17 protein-coding genes are annotated in these 16,760 nt (G+C 71.8%); 3 read left to right on the top strand and 14 right to left on the bottom strand.

The features are described from left to right. The 11 genes from ABEB12_RS14570 to ABEB12_RS14520 all read right to left on the bottom strand — a co-directional run bounded on the left by ABEB12_RS14570 (position 1) and on the right by ABEB12_RS14520 (position 11,942). Complete coding sequence (locus tag ABEB12_RS14570; RefSeq protein ID WP_185063985.1) at positions 1-2,517, bottom strand: NADH-quinone oxidoreductase subunit G; 2,517 nt, start codon at positions 2,515-2,517, stop codon at positions 1-3. Next, positions 2,514-3,818 carry an NADH-quinone oxidoreductase subunit NuoF gene (gene nuoF, locus ABEB12_RS14565; RefSeq protein ID WP_185063984.1) on the bottom strand — a complete coding sequence of 435 codons (1,305 nt, stop codon included), beginning with the start codon at positions 3,816-3,818 and terminating at the stop codon, positions 2,514-2,516. The genes ABEB12_RS14570 and nuoF overlap by 4 nt, the downstream gene beginning before the upstream one ends. After that, a complete protein-coding gene (nuoE, locus tag ABEB12_RS14560) occupies positions 3,818-4,597 on the bottom strand; it encodes an NADH-quinone oxidoreductase subunit NuoE (protein ID WP_185063983.1) in 780 nt (259 codons plus the stop codon). The genes nuoF and nuoE overlap by 1 nt, the downstream gene beginning before the upstream one ends. Next, complete coding sequence (locus ABEB12_RS14555) at positions 4,594-5,916, bottom strand: NADH-quinone oxidoreductase subunit D (protein ID WP_185063982.1); 1,323 nt, start codon at positions 5,914-5,916, stop codon at positions 4,594-4,596. Before ABEB12_RS14555 ends, nuoE begins: the two co-directional genes overlap by 4 nt. Continuing rightward, the gene (locus ABEB12_RS14550) at positions 5,913-6,674 is read right to left on the bottom strand and encodes an NADH-quinone oxidoreductase subunit C (RefSeq protein ID WP_185063981.1); all 762 of its coding nucleotides are present in this window, start codon (positions 6,672-6,674) and stop codon (positions 5,913-5,915) included. Before ABEB12_RS14550 ends, ABEB12_RS14555 begins: the two co-directional genes overlap by 4 nt. Before the next feature lie 2 nt (positions 6,675-6,676). Continuing rightward, positions 6,677-7,225, bottom strand: a complete 549-nt coding sequence (locus ABEB12_RS14545; RefSeq protein ID WP_185063980.1) for an NADH-quinone oxidoreductase subunit NuoB — start codon at positions 7,223-7,225, stop codon at positions 6,677-6,679. 18 nt (positions 7,226-7,243) lie between these two features. Continuing rightward, positions 7,244-7,609 (bottom strand): NADH-quinone oxidoreductase subunit A, encoded by a 366-nt coding sequence (locus ABEB12_RS14540; protein WP_185063979.1) that lies wholly within the window; start codon positions 7,607-7,609, stop codon positions 7,244-7,246. A 100-nt stretch (positions 7,610-7,709) separates the two neighbouring features. Continuing rightward, complete coding sequence (locus ABEB12_RS14535; RefSeq protein ID WP_185063978.1) at positions 7,710-9,020, bottom strand: geranylgeranyl reductase family protein; 1,311 nt, start codon at positions 9,018-9,020, stop codon at positions 7,710-7,712. Positions 9,021-9,504: 484 nt separating this feature from the next. Further along, a complete protein-coding gene (locus ABEB12_RS14530) occupies positions 9,505-10,509 on the bottom strand; it encodes an SMP-30/gluconolactonase/LRE family protein (protein WP_221498482.1) in 1,005 nt (334 codons plus the stop codon). A 21-nt stretch (positions 10,510-10,530) separates the two neighbouring features. Further along, a complete protein-coding gene (locus tag ABEB12_RS14525; RefSeq protein ID WP_185063977.1) occupies positions 10,531-11,253 on the bottom strand; it encodes an alpha/beta fold hydrolase in 723 nt (240 codons plus the stop codon). After that, complete coding sequence (locus ABEB12_RS14520) at positions 11,250-11,942, bottom strand: demethylmenaquinone methyltransferase (protein WP_185063976.1); 693 nt, start codon at positions 11,940-11,942, stop codon at positions 11,250-11,252. Before ABEB12_RS14520 ends, ABEB12_RS14525 begins: the two co-directional genes overlap by 4 nt. Before the next feature lie 54 nt (positions 11,943-11,996). Here ABEB12_RS14520 and ABEB12_RS14515 point away from each other — a divergent pair, with 54 nt between their 5' ends. Both ABEB12_RS14515 and ABEB12_RS14510 read left to right on the top strand, forming a co-directional pair. Continuing rightward, the gene (locus ABEB12_RS14515) at positions 11,997-12,263 is read left to right on the top strand and encodes a ribbon-helix-helix domain-containing protein (RefSeq protein WP_185063975.1); all 267 of its coding nucleotides are present in this window, start codon (positions 11,997-11,999) and stop codon (positions 12,261-12,263) included. A 5-nt stretch (positions 12,264-12,268) separates the two neighbouring features. Then, positions 12,269-12,694: a PIN domain-containing protein gene (locus ABEB12_RS14510; RefSeq protein ID WP_185063974.1), complete on the top strand. Its 426-nt coding sequence runs from the start codon at positions 12,269-12,271 to the stop codon at positions 12,692-12,694. Between the two features lie 8 nt (positions 12,695-12,702). On the opposite strand, the gene ABEB12_RS14505 is transcribed toward ABEB12_RS14510, so the two are convergent. Together ABEB12_RS14505 and ABEB12_RS14500 are read right to left on the bottom strand one after the other, a co-directional pair. Next, on the bottom strand, positions 12,703-13,809 hold the full coding sequence (locus ABEB12_RS14505; RefSeq protein ID WP_185063973.1) for a glycosyltransferase: 1,107 nt from the start codon (positions 13,807-13,809) through the stop codon (positions 12,703-12,705). Between the two features lie 11 nt (positions 13,810-13,820). Next, a complete protein-coding gene (locus ABEB12_RS14500) occupies positions 13,821-14,957 on the bottom strand; it encodes a glycosyltransferase (protein WP_185063972.1) in 1,137 nt (378 codons plus the stop codon). 301 nt (positions 14,958-15,258) lie between these two features. Here ABEB12_RS14500 and ABEB12_RS14495 point away from each other — a divergent pair, with 301 nt between their 5' ends. Then, positions 15,259-16,080 (top strand): inositol monophosphatase family protein, encoded by an 822-nt coding sequence (locus ABEB12_RS14495; protein ID WP_185063971.1) that lies wholly within the window; start codon positions 15,259-15,261, stop codon positions 16,078-16,080. 6 nt (positions 16,081-16,086) lie between these two features. Here ABEB12_RS14495 and ABEB12_RS14490 read toward each other — a convergent pair whose 3' ends face one another. Continuing rightward, positions 16,087-16,755, bottom strand: coding sequence for a DUF3592 domain-containing protein (locus ABEB12_RS14490; protein ID WP_185063970.1), 669 nt, complete (start codon positions 16,753-16,755; stop codon positions 16,087-16,089). Positions 16,756-16,760 lie beyond the last annotated feature (5 nt).

Here is a 16,760-nt window from a genome sequence, read left to right as displayed (position 1 = left end):
TCAGTTAGCTCCCCCGGTGACGGTGACCAGGTCGCCGTGCGCGGCGCCCAGCGTGACGCCCACCCGGCAGTCCGGTGAGTTGGCCGGCAGCCAGACCACGCCGTCCGGCAGGTCGGCCAGCCGGACCGGCACGGTGATCGCGCCTCGTTCGGTGCCCACCACGGCCGGCGCGCCCTCGGTCAGGCCCAGCGCCTCGGCGGTGGCCGCGTTCACCCTGGCCTCCGGGGCCCGCGCGGTGCCGGCCAGGTGCGGCTCGTCGACCCCCAGACTGAACACGTCCAGCGCCTGGCGCCAGGTGGCCAGCACGGCCTGCCCCGCAGGCGGCTCGGCCTGGCCTCGTGAGTGCGGAGTGACGCTATAGCGGTACTCGCCACTCACGGGCTGCGCCTCCAGGCGCAGCAGCTCGGCTCGAGACGCTGCTGGTGTCTGGGTGAACAGGTCGACGTCCATCTCCACGGCCAGGGTGTCCAGCACCCGGCAGTCCGGCAGCATGCCCGGCTCGGCCAGGCTCACCCCGAACTCGCGGATGCGGCCCTCCCAGTTCAGGTAGGCGCCGTCCCGGTTCGCGTCCGGCGCGACCGGCAGCACCACGTCGGCCAGCTCGGTCACCGCCGACTCGTGCAGTTCCAGGCTGACCACGAAGCCCGCGCCGCGCAGTCCCTCGAGCGCGGCCTCCGGGTCGGGCAGGTCGTAGGGGTCCAGCCCGCCGACCACCAGGCCGGCCAGCTGACCGCTCGCGGCGGCGGCCAGGATCTCCGAGGTGCTCCGGCCCGGCTCGGCGGGCAACTCGTCCGCGCCGGCCAAGCCCCAGGCCTCGGCCACCGCCGCACGGGCGGAGGCGTCGGCGACCGGGCGGCCGCCGGGCAGCAGGTTGGGCACCGCGCCCGCGTCCAGGGCACCGCGCTCACCGGCCCGCCCGGGGACCCAGGCGATCTTGGCGCCGGTCCGCCCGGCCAGCGCGGAGACCGCACCGAACAGGCCGGGCACCTCGGCGGCCCGCTGGCCGACCAGGATCACCCCGCCGTCCTGGCCGAGCAGGTCCAGCACGGCTGAATTGTTCTCGCCCAGTCGCTCAAGCACCGACGCCTCCTCGCCCGGCACCGCCGGGATGAGGGTCGCGTTGGTCTTGCTGACGCTGGGGGTGGTCCACTGGCCGAGGTGGAAGACCCGCAGGCCGTGCTTGCGGGCGCCCTTGCGCAGCCGCAGGAACACGATCCCGGCTTCCTCCTCCGGGTCCAGCGCCACACAGAGCACGGCCGGCGCGGTCTCCAGTGCGCCGAAGGTCACCCCGCCGCGCTCCGGGCTGGTACCCACCACGTGCGCGGCCAGGAACTCCAGCTCCTCCTCGGAGTGCGCCCGCGCCCGGAAGTCCACGTCATTGGTGCGCGCCGCCACCCGGGCAAACTTCCCGTACGCGTAGGCGTCCTCATAGGTCAGCCGGCCGCCGGCCAACACCCCCACGCCCTTCGCCGCCGGAGCGTCCGCCTCGTCCTCGGCGGCCGTCTCGGGCTTCGGCAGGGTGCCTTCACGGGCGGCCAGGAGGCCTTCGGCGGCGGCGCGGAGGGCGTCGGTCCAGGAGGCTTCCTCGAGGGCGCCCTGGGCGTTGCGGACCAGGGGGCGGGTGATGCGGTTCTTGCTGGTCAGGTAGCGGAAGGCGAAACGGCCCTTGTCGCAGTTCCACTCCTCGTTGACGTCCGGGTCGTTGCCGGCCAGGCGGCGCATGACCTGGCCGCGGCGGGTGTCGTTGCGCTGCGCGCAACCGGACGAGCAGTGCTCACACACCGACGGGGTGGACACCAGGTCGAACGGGCGGGAGCGGAACCGGTAGGCGGCGCTGGTCAGCGCACCGACCGGGCAGATCTGGATCGTGTTGCCGGAGAAGTAGGACTGGAACGGCTTGTCCTCCGCCACCCCGATCTGCTGCTGCGCGCCACGCTCCAGCAGCTCGATGAACGGGTCGCCGGCGATCTGCTCGGAGAACCGGGTACACCGCTGGCACAGCACACACCGCTCGCGGTCCAGCAGCACCTGGGTGGAGATCGGCAGCGGCTTGGGGAAGGTGCGCTTGCGGTCGATGAACCGCGAGTCCTCCCGGCCGTTGGAGATCGCCTGGTTCTGCAGCGGGCATTCGCCGCCCTTGTCGCAGATCGGGCAGTCCAGCGGGTGGTTGATCAGCAGCAGCTCCATCACGCCCTGCTGCGCCTTGTCCGCCACCTTGGAGGTGTGCTGGGTGCGCACCACCATGCCGTCGGCCACGGTCATCGTGCAGGAGGCCTGCGGCTTGGGCATCGGGCGGCCGCCCAGCTCCACCTCGACCAGGCACTGGCGGCAGGCGCCGGCCGGGTCCAGCAGCGGGTGGTCGCAGAACCTGGGCACGATGATGCCGAGGCGCTCGCAGGTGCGTATGAGGATCTCGCCCTTGGGGGCGTCCACCTCGATGTCGTCGATGGTCAGCCGGACGTGACCCTCGGGTACCGGCCGGGAGCCGGTGCCGGTGACGTTCTCGGTGAGCGTCATGCCTTTGCCCCAACTAGATCGCCGAGTTGCTCCGGCCGCTGCACGGCCGGTTGCGCCTTACACAGGTCCAGGAACTCCTGGCGGAAGTACTTGATCCCGCTGGTGATCGGGCTGGTGGCGCCGTCACCCAGGGCGCAGAACGACCGGCCGAGGATGTTGTCGCAGATGTCGAGCATGGTCTCGATGTCGGCCTCGGTGCCCTCGCCGGCCACCATCCGCTGCAGGATCTGCAGCAGCCAGTAGCAGCCCTCGCGGCACGGCGTGCACTTGCCGCAGGACTCGTGCTTGTAGAACTCGGTCCACTTCATCACGGCCCAGGGCACCGAGACGGTCTCGTTGAAGATCATCACAGCGGTGGTTCCCAGCATGGACCCGGCCTGCGCCGCGCCCTCGAAGTCCAGGGGAACGTCCAGGTGCTCCGCGGTGAACAACGGGGTCGACGAGCCGCCCGGGGTCCAGAACTTGAGCGGGATGCCGTCCTTCATGCCGCCGGCCAGCTCGAGCAGCTGGCGCAGGGTGGTGCCCAGCGGCGCCTCGTACTGGCCCGGCCGCTCCACGTGCCCGGACAGCGAGTAGATCTTCGGGCCGGGGCTGCGCTCGGTGCCCATGGCCCGGAACCATTCGCTGCCGCCGAGCACGATGTCGGGAACGCTGGCGATGGTCTCCACGTTGTTCACCACGGTGGGCGCGGCGTACAGGCCGGCGGTGGCCGGGAAGGGAGGCTTCAGGCGGGGTTGACCACGGCGACCTTCCAGCGAGTCGAGCAGCGCGGTCTCCTCGCCGCAGATGTACGCGCCGGCGCCGGCGTGGATCACGATGTCCAGGTCGAAGCCGCTGCCCAGGATGTCCGTGCCCAGGTAGCCGGCCTCGTAGGCCTCGCGCACCGCGTGCTGCATCCGGCGGATGCAGTGCAGCGCCTCGCCGCGCACGTAGATGGCGCAGAAGTTGGCCCGGATCGCGTAGCTGGTGATGATGCAGCCCTCGACCAGCGAGTGCGGGTCGGCCATCATCAGCGGGATGTCCTTGCAGGTCCCCGGCTCGCCCTCGTCGGCGTTGATCACCAGGTAGTGCGGCTTGCCGTCGCCCTGCGGGATGAAGCCCCACTTCATTCCGGTGGGGAACCCGGCGCCGCCGCGCCCGCGCAGGCCGGAGTCCTTGACCAGCTGGATCAGCTGGTCGGGGTGGGCGGCCAGGGCCTTGCGCAGCGCCTGGTAACCGTCCTGGCGCTCGTAGACCTCCCTGGCCCAGGACCGGTCGGCGGTCCACCGCTTGGTGAGAACAGGCGTCAGCTGGTCAACCATCACTTCTTCTCCGGAACCGGGGGGAACTCGGGGTTGTCCGGCCTGGTCGGCTGGGTCCAGCCGTTCCGCTCGGCCAGGTGCGCGCCCATCAGCGTCTCCGCGCAGGCCGATGCGCCCTCCGCCGAGGTGGGCAGGTCGTCGAAGAACCCGGCCAGCTCGCGCTCCACGGTGCGCCAGTCGGTGAGCGGGGCGCCCCGCGTGGGGTGCGGCTTCTCGCCCCGGCGCAGCGACTCCACCAGCTCGGTCGCCGACTCGGGAGTCTGCTTGTCGAAGTACTCGTAGTTCACCTGGATGACCGGGGCCAGGTCGCAGGCGGCCAGGCACTCGGCGTGCTCCAGGGTGATCGAGCCGGTGCTGCCCGGCTCGCCGCAAGTCTGCTCGTGGCCCAGGGCCTTGCCGTCGGAGCCCAGCTTCTGGCCCAGCCGCTTGTAGATGGCGTCCCCGCCCAGCGCCGCGCACAGCGTGTTGGTGCACACGCTGACCAGGTGCTCACCCCCGGGCCGGCGCTTGTACATGGTGTAGAACGTGGCCACCGCGCTGACCTCGGCGGTGGCCAGCTCCAGCTGCTCGGCGCAGAACTGGATGCCGGCCTGGCTCACGTAGCCCTGCACCGACTGCACCAGGTGCAGCATCGGCAGCAGCGCCGAGCGCGACTCCGGGTAGCGGGCGACGATCAGCTTCGCCCGCTGGCGGGTGACCTCGTCGAACGGGTCGGCGAGCTCCTGCTCGGCCTGTGGTTGCGCGCTCTCCGGAACCGCGCGCGGTACTTCGGCACTCACCGGTCACATCCCCCCATCACCGGATCGATGCTCGCCACGGCCGCGATGACGTCGGCGATCATGCCGCCCTCGGACATCGCGGGCATGGTCTGCAGGTTGATGAAGCTGGGCTCGCGCAGGTGCACCCGCATCGGCCGGGTGCCGCCGTCGGAGACCAGGTGCGCGCCGAGCTCGCCGCGCGGCGACTCGACCGCCGTGTAGCTCTGCCCCGCCGGCACCTTGAAGCCCTCGGTGACCAGCTTGAAGTGGTGGATCAGCGACTCCATCGACTGACCCATGATCTTGCGCACGTGCTCCAGCGAGTTGCCCAGGCCGTCCGCGCCCAGGGACAGCTGCGCCGGCCAGGCGACCTTCTTGTCCTCCACCATCACCGGGCCGGGCTCCAGCTTGTCCAGGCACTGCCGGATGATCTTGAGGGACTCGTGCATCTCGGCCACCCGCAGCTTGTAGCGGGCGAAGCAGTCCGCGTCGGTCTCGACCGGCACCTCGAAGTCGAACTCGTCGTAGCAGCTGTACGGCTCGGTCTTGCGCATGTCCCAGGGCAGCCCGGCGGCGCGCAGGATGATCCCGGTCGCGCCCAGCGCCAGACACCCATCGACCGGCAGGTAGCCGACGCCGGCCAGCCGGTTGCGCCAGATGGGCTGGCCGGTGAGCAGTTTGTCGTAGGACGGCAGGTACTCGTCCATCCAGTCGACGAACTCCATGACCTTTTCCCGGTAGTCCTCCGGGAAGTCCTGGGCCATGCCGCCGGGGCGGATGTAGGCGTGGTTCATCCGCAGGCCGGTGAGGTGCTCCAGCAGGTGCAGCGCCACCTCCCGCTCGCGGAAGCCGGAGGTCATGCCGGTCAGCGCGCCCAGCTCCATGCCGCCGGTGGCCAGCGCGACCAGGTGCGAGGAGATCCGGTTGATCTCCATCAGCAGCACCCGGCCCAGCTGGGCGCGGCGGGGCGCCTCGATGCCGAGCAGCTTCTCCACGCCCAGGCAGTAGGCGGTCTCGGTGAACAGCGGGGACAGGTAGTCACACCGGGTGACGAAGGTGACGCCCTGGGTCCAGGTGCGGTACTCGCAGTTCTTCTCGATGCCGGTGTGGAGGTAGCCGATCACCGAGCGGGCCTGGGTGACCGTCTCGCCCTCCAGCTCCAGCACCAGGCGGAGCACGCCGTGGGTGGAGGGGTGCTGCGGGCCGAGGTTGATCACGATCCGCTCGTCGTGGTCGCTCTGCACGGCGTCCACGATCTGGTCCCAGTCGCCACCGGTGACCGTGTAGACCGGGCCCTCGGTGGTCTGCCGGGCTTCGGCGGCGTAGGGGTCGGCGCTCATGAGTAACTCCTCCGCTGGTCGGGCGGGGGAATCTCGGCGCCGCCCTTGTACTCCACCGCGATCCCGCCGAGCGGGTAGTCCTTGCGCTGCGGGTGGCCGTCCCAGTCGTCCGGCATGAGGATCCGGGTCAGCGCGGGGTGCCCGTCGAAGATCACCCCGAACATGTCCCAGGTCTCCCGCTCCTGCCAGTCGGCGGTCGGGTAGACCTCCACCACGCTGGGCACGTGCGGGTCCGCCACGCTCACCGCGACCTCCAGCCGGATGCGCCGGCGGAAGGTCATGGAGGTCAGGTGGTAGACCACGTGCAGGCGCTCTTCCACGTTCTCGCCGTAGTCCACCCCGGACAGGCTGGACAGCAGCTCGAACCGCAGCCCCTCGCCGTCGCGCAGCGTCCGGCACAGCTCCAGGATCCGGTCCCGGTGCACGTAAATGGTGATCTCGCCCCGGTCCACGGTGACCTGGCGGACGGCGTTGGACGGGATGTCCCGCTCGGCCAGGGTGGCGCCCAGCTCGTCGGCGAACTCGTCGAACCAGCCGCCGTACGGCCGCTCCGCCGGGGCCGGCGCGTACGCCGGCAGCCGCAGCCCGCCGAAACCGGAGGTGTCGCCACTGTCGTTCACGCCGAACATGCCGAGGCGCTCGTGCCCGGCGACCACCGGGGGCTCGCCGCTCGGCTCGTGCGCGGTGAGGCCGTTCTCGGTGGGGCGCTCGGCCGAGGACTGCTCCTCGCCCGGGCCGGGGGTGGTCTCGTCGCTCATGTTCACTTCTTCGCGTACTTGATGGAGGACGGGATCAGTTCGGTGCGGTGGCCGCTGGCCGCCAGCTCGGCGGCGCGCTTCGGGCCGAGCGGCTCGTCGGCGATCTTGGCGTGGATCTTCAGGATCGCGTCGATGAGCATCTCCGGCCGGGGCGGGCAGCCGGGCAGGTACATGTCGACCGGCACGATGTGGTCCACGCCCTGCACGATCGCGTAGTTGTTGAACATGCCGCCGGAGGAGGCGCACACGCCCATCGCCAGCACCCAGCGCGGTTCGGGCATCTGGTCGTAGATCTGCCGGAGCACCGGGGCCATCTTCTGGCTGACCCGGCCGGCCACGATCATCAGGTCGGCCTGGCGGGGGGAGGCGCGGAACACCTCCATGCCGAACCGGGCCAGGTCGTAGCGCGGCGCGCCGGTGGTCATCATCTCGATCGCGCAGCAGGCCAGCCCGAAGGTGGCCGGCCACAGCGATGACCGGCGGGTCCAGTTGACCAGCTTCTCAACGTTGGCCAACAGGACGCCGTTGGGCAGTTTCTCTTCGAGTCCCATGTCGAGCGTGAGCCCCCTTCAGTTCCAGTCCAGGCCGCCGCGCCGCCACACGTAGATGTAGGCGAAACCGACGGTGGCGATGAACAGCACGATCTCGACCAGCCCGAAAAGGCCGAGCGAGTCGGCGGTGACCGCGAACGGGTAGAGGAACACCATTTCGATGTCGAACAGGATGAACAGCATCGCGGTGAGGTAATAGGCCACCGGCATCCGGCCGCCGCCGACGACCGGCTGCGGGGAAGGCTCGATGCCGCACTCGTAGGCGTCCAGCTTGGCCTTGTTGTACCGGCGCGGGCCGACCATCGGCGCCATCGTCACGGAGAACAGCGCGAACGCTCCGGCCAGCGCGAACAACAACACCAGCGGGAGGTAGGGCTGGAGCATTTTCTCCTCCGGTAGGCGGTCTGTTATCCAGGGTCAGCACTCGTTGCTGACCCTAATCAGCCGTTCGGCCCAGTCCCCAGGTGAGGCGACCCTTACTCGCTTACCTGAGTCCCGGGGTGATTTTCGTCATTGCATTGATCAGTCGATCCGTGGCGTCGCCGCCCTTGGGGTCGTACAGGTTGGCCAGCAGCTTGAGTAGGAACGCCATCAGCGTGCGGCGGGGCAGCCCGTGCCTGGTGGCCAGGCGCATGACGGTCGGGTTCCCGATGGCCTTGGAGAACAGGTTGCCCATCCGGTAGTAGCTGCCCAGCGCCTGGCGCATGGCCAGCGGGTAGCCGCGCAGCGCGGCCTCGGCCGAGCTGCCCGAGCGGGCCAGCGCCTGGATCGCGGAGGCCGAGGCGATGGACGCGGACTGCATGGCGTACGCGATGCCCTCCCCGTTGAACGGGTTCACCATGCCGCCGGAGTCACCCACCAGCAGCAGGCCCGGCCGGTAGTGCGGGGTGCGGTTGAAGCCCATGGGCAGCGCCGCGCCGCCCACCGTGCCGACGGCGTTCTCGTCCCGGTAGCCCCATTCCTCCGGGGTGCCGTCCAGCCAGGACTTCAGCAGCGCGCGGTAGTCGGTGGAGCCGAACGCGCGGCTGGTGGACAGGATGCCCAGGCCCACGTTGCTGGTGCCGTCGCCCATGCCGAAGATCCAGCCGTAGCCGGGCAGCAGCTTCGGGTCGCGCGGGTCGGACCGGTCCCACAGCTCCAGGTGCGACTCGAGGTAGTCGTCGTGGGTGCGCGGGCTGGTGTAGTAGCGGCGCACCGCGACGCCCATCGGCCGGTCGTCCCGGCTGTCCAGGCCCAGGCTGCGCGCGACCTTGGCGGTGACGCCATCGCAGGCCAGCGTGAGCGGCGCGGTGAAGGTGCGCTCCTGCTTGTCCTTGCCCTTCCCCACGGTGGCGGTGACGCCGGTGACCCTTCCGGTCCTCGCGTCGGTGATCGCCCCGGTGACGCTGTGTTCCTCGTAGAGCCGGGCGCCGGCCTTCTCGGCGTTGCGCACCAGCAGCTCGTCGAAGTCCTGCCGGGGGCGGACCGCCCCGTAGTTGGGGAAGGTGGCCAGGTCCGGCCAGTCCAGCTCCAGGCTGACCCCGCCGCCGAGCACCCGCAGGCCCCTGTTGTGCAGCCAGCCGTTCTGCTCCGAGCAGTCGATGCCCAGGTCGATGATCTGCTTCATGCCGCGCGGGGTGAACCCGTCGCCGCACACCTTGGGCCGGGGGAAACTGGACTTCTCCAGCAGCAGCACGTCCAGTCCGGCCCGGGCCAGATAGGTCGCCGCGGTGGAACCGGCCGGGCCTGCGCCGACGACGATCACATCCGCTGAGTGGTCGCTCGACGTGGCTCGGGATGCGGGCGACTGCGCCATGCGGGCTCTCCGGTGCGTGTGGTGGTACGCGTACTCAGTTGCTTGTGAACGGATTCACGAAGTCCGCTCGCGAGTGTAAGCCGCACCCCCCGGGTTCGCCCAACAGGCTCGGCGGAATCGGTTTCCGGGGCGGGTGTCGCGGGTCTGCGCCGCCGCGGTTGGGTGCCGCCGAGGGTGATCGCCGGTTCTGGCGGTTCAGCGTCGATTTTCGAGGCTAAACCACCAGCAACCGCGATCACCCCTTCACACCCCCCGATTTCATGGTCATCAGGACATGGCGGCTGCTTCGGGTCGCTCCGGGCGGCCCTGGTGTCCTGATGACCATGGAAACCGCCGGCACCGCCGCTCGACCGGAACGCAACAGGCCGAACCGGAGCCGCGGCAGACCACCCACACCGCGCCGTCCAAACCGCCTTTGACCCGGCCCGACGCCGAACCCACGACGCGGCACCCAGCCCCCGGCGGTGGGAGCCGCGACGACGGGCTATTTGGCCGGGCGGACGGCGATGACGGTGTACGCGGTGGCCGGGGTGGTAGGGGCGTCGAAGCGGGCCTGGGGGAGGTAGATGCGGTCGCCGACGGCGGCCAGAGTGGTCGGCTTGTCGAAGCGGGGGTCGGTGATTCGCCTGGTCAGGCGGCCCTTGCCGGCGGTGGCGTCCAGTTGGATGGCGGCCACCGCGTTGCCGTCGTTCAGTGCGACGTAGAGGGTCTGCCCTTCCAGCAGCAGGCCGTCGCCGTCCGGCAGGGTCGCGCCGCCGAGGTCCACGCCGGTGGCCCGGCCGGTGTCCGGGTCCACCCGCAGCAACCGGCCGGTGTTCGACTGCATGACCAACAGCCCCTTGCCGTCCGGGGTGGGGGCGATGCCGTTCGCGTTGGTCCCGGGGCGGGGGTGGAAGTCGCCGGTCAGCGGCACGGCGCGGACGTCCCGCTGGGTGGGCAGGGCGCCATCCGGAGGCAGCCCGACCCGGTACAGCACGTTGCCGTGCGACTCGGTCAGCCACCAGGCGTCCTCGGTCAGCAGCACGTCGTTGACCATCGTGTCCTTGTTCGGCTGCTTGACCAGCGGGAGGCTCACCAGGAGCCGGCCGGTACCGAGGTCGTACACCCGGGCGTCCCCGGTGTCGGCGCCGGCGGCGTAGAGCCGGTCCCGGTTCAGCTTCAGGCCCTGCACACCCCGCCCGGTCGGCGGGCTGAGCACCATGCCCCGGCCGGTGGCCAGGTCGACCCGGTAGATCGCGCCGTTCGCCCGGTCGCCGAGGTAGCCGGTCGGCCCGGGACCGATGGCCAGGCCCTCCGGGGCGAACCCGTTGGGCAGCTTGACCAGGTCGGGGGCGTTGGCCGGCAGGTCGGCCAGGCGGGTGGGCGGGGAGGCCGGCGGCGCGGGCAGCGGCTCGGCCGGCATCTCGGACGGCTCGGGCACGATCGTGCACCCCGTCACGGTGAGCACCAGCCCGACCAACAGCGTGACCAACACCGCGCGCCTGTCCACGGATGGTGACCCTAACGGGTGTCAGACGGCCAGCGTCTCGCGGTAGGTTTCCAGGCGTTCTACCAGGTCATCGGGGTGCGCCAGGGCCGGCAGGTGGCCGCCGTCCATCTCGTCCGGAGTGATCCCCAGCCGCTCGCGGACCACCCGCCGCTGGAACTCGGCCGGGAACAGCCGGTCGTGCCGGCAGAGCAGGAACCGGGTGGGCACCTCCGGCCACTTCTCCAGCGGCCAGGGCGTGCCGAACGGCGCGTCCGACTGGTCCCGCTCGCCCCGCTCGACGGCCCGCGCGCGGACCTCGTCCGGCACGTCGTGGAAGAACACGTCCAGGTCGAACTCGCCGTTCTCGCCGCCGGGGTACCGGTAGCCGCCCTCCTCGGCGGCGGCCGCGGCGGCTTCCGGCTGGCCGGTGTCGGCCCACCAGGCTCCGCCGGTCTCCCCGGGCGCGGGCACCATCGCGGCCAGCATGACCAGCAGGTCCACCCTGGTCCGGGTGGCCACCAGCGGGCCGGTGAACCCGCCCATGGACTGCGCGACCACGATCAGCTCGTCGCCCTCTTCATGCCCGCTCGATTCGAGGGCGGCCAGGGCGGTTTCGGTGTACTCGGCCAGGCCGGCGCCCGGGTCGTCGGCCGGCAGGTCCACCGGGATGGCTCGATGTCCGCGCTCGGCCAGCAGCGGGGCGACCCGGTGCCAGTACCAGGCCTCGCCGCCCGCGCCGGGGATGAGCAGGTAGCTCGTGGTCACGGCTTGACCGCGCGGTGCAGCGCGACGACGCCGCCGGTCAGGTTCCGCCACGCCACTTCGCCCCAGCCAGCCTCGGCGATCTTGGCGGCCAGCCCCGGCTGGTCCGGCCAGGCGCGGATGGACTCGGCCAGGTACACGTACGCCTCCGGGTTGCTGCTCACCCGGGTGGCGATCGCCGGCAGCGCGCGCATCAGATAGTTGTGGTAGACCGCCGCGAACGGGGCGAACGTCGGCGTGGAGAACTCGCACACCACCAGCCGCCCGCCGGGCCGGGTGACCCGGGCCATCTCGGCCAGCCCGGCCACCGGGTCGACCAGGTTGCGCAGGCCGAACGAGATGGTCACCGCGTCGAAGCTGGCGTCGGCGAACGGCAGGTGCAGCGCGTCGGCGGCGGCCATCGGCACGTCCCGGCCGGCGTGGCGGCCGGACCGGAGCATGCCCAGGGAGAAGTCGGCGGCCAGGCACCAGGCGCCGTCCCGGGCCAGCTCCACGGTGGACACGCCGGTCCCGGCGGCCAGGTCGAGGATTTTTTCCCCGGCGCGGGGCGCCAGCGCCCGCCGGGTGGCCATCCGCCACAGCTTGTCCTGGCCGCCGGAGAGCAGCGTGTTGGTCAGGTCGTAGCGGCGGGCGACCGCGTCGAACATGCGCGCGACGTCGCGCGGGTCCTTGTCCAGGCTGGCTCGCGACACGTCCGGAAGGCTACGCGGTCGTGTTTCGGCACGGACAGTGTGTAGCCTGTGTGTATGACGATGGAGCGGCTGCAGATCCTGCTCCGCCCGGAGCAGGCGGCACGGTTGCGCGATGCCGCTCGCGCCAAAGGCGTTCCGGTCACCGAGCTAGTGCGCGACGCGATAGACCAAGCCATCCCCTATCCACGCGCGCCAGAGCGCCTCGCCGCGCTCGAGGAGTTCAAAGCATTGCCGAAGGTGAGCCCCGCACCGACCCCGGAGGAACTCGAGGCGATACTCGACGAGCGGACCGACAAGTTTCTCCCGCCTCCGTCGGGCTGAAGCGGATGCTGTCGTTCATCGACACCGCCGTTATCGCCTACTCGCGGTACCAGGCGCCACAGCAGCCCGCCTGCGAACAGATCATGACCTGGGTGGCACAGGGCCGGCTGCCGGCGGCGACGTCGGTCCTCGTACTGGAGGAGACCTGGCACCTGGAGCATCGCGGGCGCCCACCGCTGCCTGCTGGCACCGCGATGCGGGCGGCAGAGCTGTTTCCGCTGGTGATCGACCTCCGGCGCGATCATCTTCGGGCGGCAATGGCGATGGAACCATCCGGTCTGGGCCCGGCGGACCGTCTGCATGTGGCGGTAGCGACCGAGGTCGGCTGTGAAGCGATCATCACTACGGACCGGGCCTTTGACGAGTGTGACCGACTACGCCGAATCGACCCGCTCGACGAGGACTTGGTGCGTGCCCTGCTCAAACACTGAGCGCTCCGCTACCGGGCGAGCGCGGTGAGCATGCCGCGCACGGCCGACGGCCAGGTGAACTCCTCGGCGCGGGCTCGCGCCCGGGCCCGGCGCAGGGCCTCCTCGTCGGCGAGCAGCTCGCGCACCGCGCCGGCGAAGGCGGTCGGGTCGTCCGCCACGGCGGCGCCACAACCCGGGCGGACGATCTCCACCAGCGCGGACGAGCGCGACACCACCACCGGCGTGCCGCTGGCCAACGCCTCCAAGGCGGCCAGCCCGAAGGTCTCGTGCGGGCCGGGGGCCAGCGCCACGTCGGCGGTGGCGAGCAGCGTGGCCACGGCGGACCGTTCGGCCACGAAGCCCAGGAAGGTCACCGGCAGCGACCGCGCGCGCCGTTCCAGGGCCGCCCGGCGCGGCCCGTCGCCGGCCACCACCAGGCGGATCCGCTGGCCGGCCTCGTGCAACGCGGCGACCGTGTCCACGCTGCGCTCCACGTGCTTCTCCACGGACAGCCGCCCGCAGTGCACCAGCAGGTGCTCGGCCCCGCCGACCAGCTGGCCGCGTAGCGCCACGTCCCGGCGCGACGGGGTGAACGCGGCCAGGTCCACGCCCAGCGGCACGCGGAACACGTTGTCCGCGCCGATCCGGTCGAACTCCGCGCGGGCGAACCCGGTGGTGCACACCACGGTGTCGTAGCTGGCCGCCATCCGCCGGTTGGCCCAGTCCGCCCAGCGTCGCGCCGCCGGCCCGGGCAGCAGGAACTGCTCGAGCAGCCGGTCCAGCCGCTCGTGCGAGATGACCACGCTGGGGATGTCCCGCCTGGCCGCCCAGGCACCCAGTCCGCGCAGGGTGAGCCGGTCGGACACCTCGATCGCGTCCGGCCGCAGCGCCTCCAGCAGCCGGCACACCCGCCAGGGGTCGACCGCGCGGTAACCCCCGGTGCCGGGCAGCTTCGGCGCGGGAAGGGTGACGCGGCGGATCCCGGTGGCCAGCCGCTCGTCGGTGTGCCGTCCACCCGGTACCACCAGCGTCACCCGGTGACCCCGGTCCACGTAGCCGGCGCCCAGGTGGTGCAGCGCGGTGCGCAGCCCACCGGAGCGCGGCCCGTAGAAGTTGGCCAGTTGGACGATGTGCATGCCTTGACGCGTCAGGCCGCTTGGCGATGCCCGGGTTGCGCGTCCACCACGTCGGCATAGTGGCACATCAGCTCGTCGCACACGGTCGTCCAGTCCCGGCGCAGCACCGAGCGGCGGGCGGCCAGCCCGGCCTTCCTCCGCGTCTCGGGGTCGGCCAGTGCGCGTACCGCCTCGCGCAGCGCGCGCGCCGCTTCGGGGTCGTGCGGGTGTGAGCCGGTGGGTACCAGGTAACCGGTGCGCCCGGGGATCACCAGGTCACGCGGTCCGCCGGCGTCCGGCGCGATCACCGGCACGCCGCTGGCCAGCGCTTCCTGCACGGCCTGGCAGAACGTCTCGGACGGGCCGGTGTGCACGAACACGTCCAGCGAGGCGTAGATCTCGGCCAGCTCGGTGCCGTCCCGGAAACCCAGGAACTCGGCGTCCGGGAGCATCTCGCGCAGCTTGGGCGCGCTCGGGCCGTCGCCCACCACGACCAGCTTCACCCCGGGCACGTCGCGCAGCGCGGCCAGCCGTTCGACCTGCTTCTCCGGGGCCAGCCGGCCGACGTAGCCGACCAGCATGTCGCCGTTGGCGGCGCGCTTGCGCCAGCGCGGGTTGCGCCGGGACGGGCGGAAACGGGAGATGTCCACGCCCCGGGCCCACGCGTGGACCCTGGGCACGCCCCGCGAGCGCAGCGCCTCGGCCGCCCAGGTCGACGGGGCCAGGGTGCGGTCGGCGAGGGAGTGCAGCCGGCAGGTCCAGCGCCACGCCGCGCGCGCGGTGAGCGCCAGGCCGTAGGAGGTGGCGAAGCCGGCGATGTCGGTCTGGTAGACGGCCACGGTGGGGATGTGCAGCCGGCGCGCGGCGGCCAGTCCCCTGGCCCCGACCACGAACGGCGAGGCGAGGTGCACCACGTCCGGGGCGAACTCGCGCAGCGCGGTGAGCACCCGGCGGGTGGGCAGGCCCACCGGCATCGAGTTCACCACGGGAAGCTCCATCGCCGGCACCCGCACCACCGGGGTGCCCAGGTACTCCTCGCGCTCGGTACCCGGCGCGATGATCAGCGCCCGGTGCCCGGCCCGGCGCAGGTGCTCGACCACCCGGAGCACCGAGTTGGTCACGCCGTTGACCGTGGGCAGGAAACACTCCGTCACAATCGCCACTCGCACGTTTACGAACCATGCCCTGGTGATCGGCCGGCGAGCCGACAGGGGCGTGGCCAGCGGCCGAACACCGCGACAACATCCCGACTCGCCGTACCCGGATCCCCAACTCGCCGTACCCGGATCCCCGACTCGCCGTACCCGGATCCCCGACTCGCCGGGCCTGGATCGCCGACTCACCGTGCACGAAAGCCCGACTCGCCGGGTCTGGGTTGCCGACTCACCGAGCGTGAATTCTTTCGCGCGCGGGCGACGCGTCACCCGCCGGACGCGCCCGGGTCACCGGGCAGGGACACGCTAGGGCGGTATGACGGTGTTGCACCCTCCACCCGCCGATCCGGTCGACCCGGGGCTGCTGTCCCGCGCGTTGGAGGTCGGCGGGCGGTTGGCCAACGATGCCGCCGAGGTGCTCGCCGCGACCACGGACCGTGCCGGCCGGACGGGCAGCCGCACGGAACGTCACCTGTTCGACTGGGTCACCCACACCGACCACACGCTGGAGCGACACACCCGCCGCGTGCTCGCCGCCGAGTTCCCGGACATCCCGGTCCTCGGCCCCGTGATCGGCACCGACTACCCCGGCGACGAGAGCGCCACCTCCCGCTACCGCTGGCTGGTCGCGCCGGTGGACGGCGCGCTCAACTACCTGGCCGGGCTGCCCTGGTACGCGTACAGCCTGGCCCTGCTGGACGCGACCGGGCCCGTGGTCGGAGTGATCTCCGACCCGACCCGCGCGGAGATCTACGCGGCCGCCCGGGGCCGGGGCACCCGGGTGAACGGCGTGCCGGTGCGGGTGGCCCGGCAACCCGGCCGGCCCGACCCCGGGTCGGGCTACCCGGTCTGTGTGGACCCCGGCACGCTGGCCAGCGCGTGCGCCGCCCGCCGCGAGGTGCGGGTGCTCGGTTCGGCGGCGCTGGCCATCACCCAGGTCGCGCTGGGCAACGCGGCGGCGGCGGTGCTGGAGGAGTACCGGGCCTGGGACGTGGCCGCCGGGCTGGCCCTGGCTCTGGAGGCCGGCGCGGTGGTGCTGGACCGGCACGGCCGCCCGAACCCGTTCGCCACCGACGGCCTGCTGGTGGCCGTCCCCTCCGCCGTCACCGAGGTACTCGGCTGGTGGCGGCCCGGCTGACCGGTGTTACTTCTGCTGGTCCGCCTCGGCGCGCATCTGGTCGCGCTTCTGCGCCGCTTCTTCCTCGACCAGCTGCTCGGCCTTCTCCTTGGCCATCCGCTCGGCCGTCTCGCGCACCTCTTCCAGCCGGCGCAGCTGGCGTCCGCGCAGGTGGAACGCGATGGGCAGGGTGACCGCGCAGAAGATGGCGATCATCAGCCCGATCGGCCAGTAGCCGATGGACACGTCCCGGCCGAGCACCCGGACCCGGTCGGGGTGCGTGCTGTCGTACTCCACCTTGACCAGTTGGCCGGGCTCCAGCCCGCGCGGGTAGAACACGCCCCGCTCGGGGATCACCGTCTGGCCGTCGTCGGTGGTGAACCTGATCAACGTGCGGCTCATGTCCGACCCGGGCAGCACCTCGGCGGTGGCCACGGCGGAGTTGGCCGCGATCAGTGCGTCGTCCTTGGCCGCGCCGACCAGCACCAACGCCCCGACCAGGGTGACCAGGCCGGCGGTGCTGAGGATGATCGCCGGGAGCCGCCGGACCACCGGCATGACCACCGGCAGCAGCAGCCCGCGCGCCTCGTCGAGCAGGCGGCCCCCGGCACCCTGGTTGGCCGGTGCCGCGGCGGGAACGGCGGCGGGCGCGGTTCCCGGAGCACTGCCTGATGGTGTGGTGGACGGGCTGCTCACCGGGT

It is taken from the genome of Actinospineispora eucalypti, from assembly GCF_039543365.1.
GTDB lineage: Bacteria > Actinomycetota > Actinomycetes > Mycobacteriales > Pseudonocardiaceae > Pseudonocardia > Pseudonocardia eucalypti.
The sequence above is the reverse complement of the archived record's forward strand: the minus strand, read 5'-3'. Positions and strand labels throughout refer to the sequence as shown.

Bases quoted from the DNA above. Each gene is read 5' to 3' on its own strand.
- ABEB12_RS14570 (WP_185063985.1), bottom strand. From the start codon at position 2,517: ATGACGCTCACCGAGAACGTCACCGGCACCGGCTCCCGGCCGGTACCC.
- nuoF (WP_185063984.1), bottom strand. From the start codon at position 3,818: ATGGTTGACCAGCTGACGCCTGTTCTCACCAAGCGGTGGACCGCCGAC.
- ABEB12_RS14555 (WP_185063982.1), bottom strand. From the start codon at position 5,916: ATGAGCGCCGACCCCTACGCCGCCGAAGCCCGGCAGACCACCGAGGGC.
- ABEB12_RS14550 (WP_185063981.1), bottom strand. From the start codon at position 6,674: ATGAGCGACGAGACCACCCCCGGCCCGGGCGAGGAGCAGTCCTCGGCC.
- ABEB12_RS14545 (WP_185063980.1), bottom strand. From the start codon at position 7,225: ATGGGACTCGAAGAGAAACTGCCCAACGGCGTCCTGTTGGCCAACGTT.
- ABEB12_RS14540 (WP_185063979.1), bottom strand. From the start codon at position 7,609: ATGCTCCAGCCCTACCTCCCGCTGGTGTTGTTGTTCGCGCTGGCCGGA.
- ABEB12_RS14535 (WP_185063978.1), bottom strand. From the start codon at position 9,020: ATGGCGCAGTCGCCCGCATCCCGAGCCACGTCGAGCGACCACTCAGCG.
- ABEB12_RS14515 (WP_185063975.1), top strand. From the start codon at position 11,997: ATGACGATGGAGCGGCTGCAGATCCTGCTCCGCCCGGAGCAGGCGGCA.
- ABEB12_RS14510 (WP_185063974.1), top strand. From the start codon at position 12,269: ATGCTGTCGTTCATCGACACCGCCGTTATCGCCTACTCGCGGTACCAG.
- ABEB12_RS14505 (WP_185063973.1), bottom strand. From the start codon at position 13,809: ATGCACATCGTCCAACTGGCCAACTTCTACGGGCCGCGCTCCGGTGGG.
- ABEB12_RS14495 (WP_185063971.1), top strand. From the start codon at position 15,259: ATGACGGTGTTGCACCCTCCACCCGCCGATCCGGTCGACCCGGGGCTG.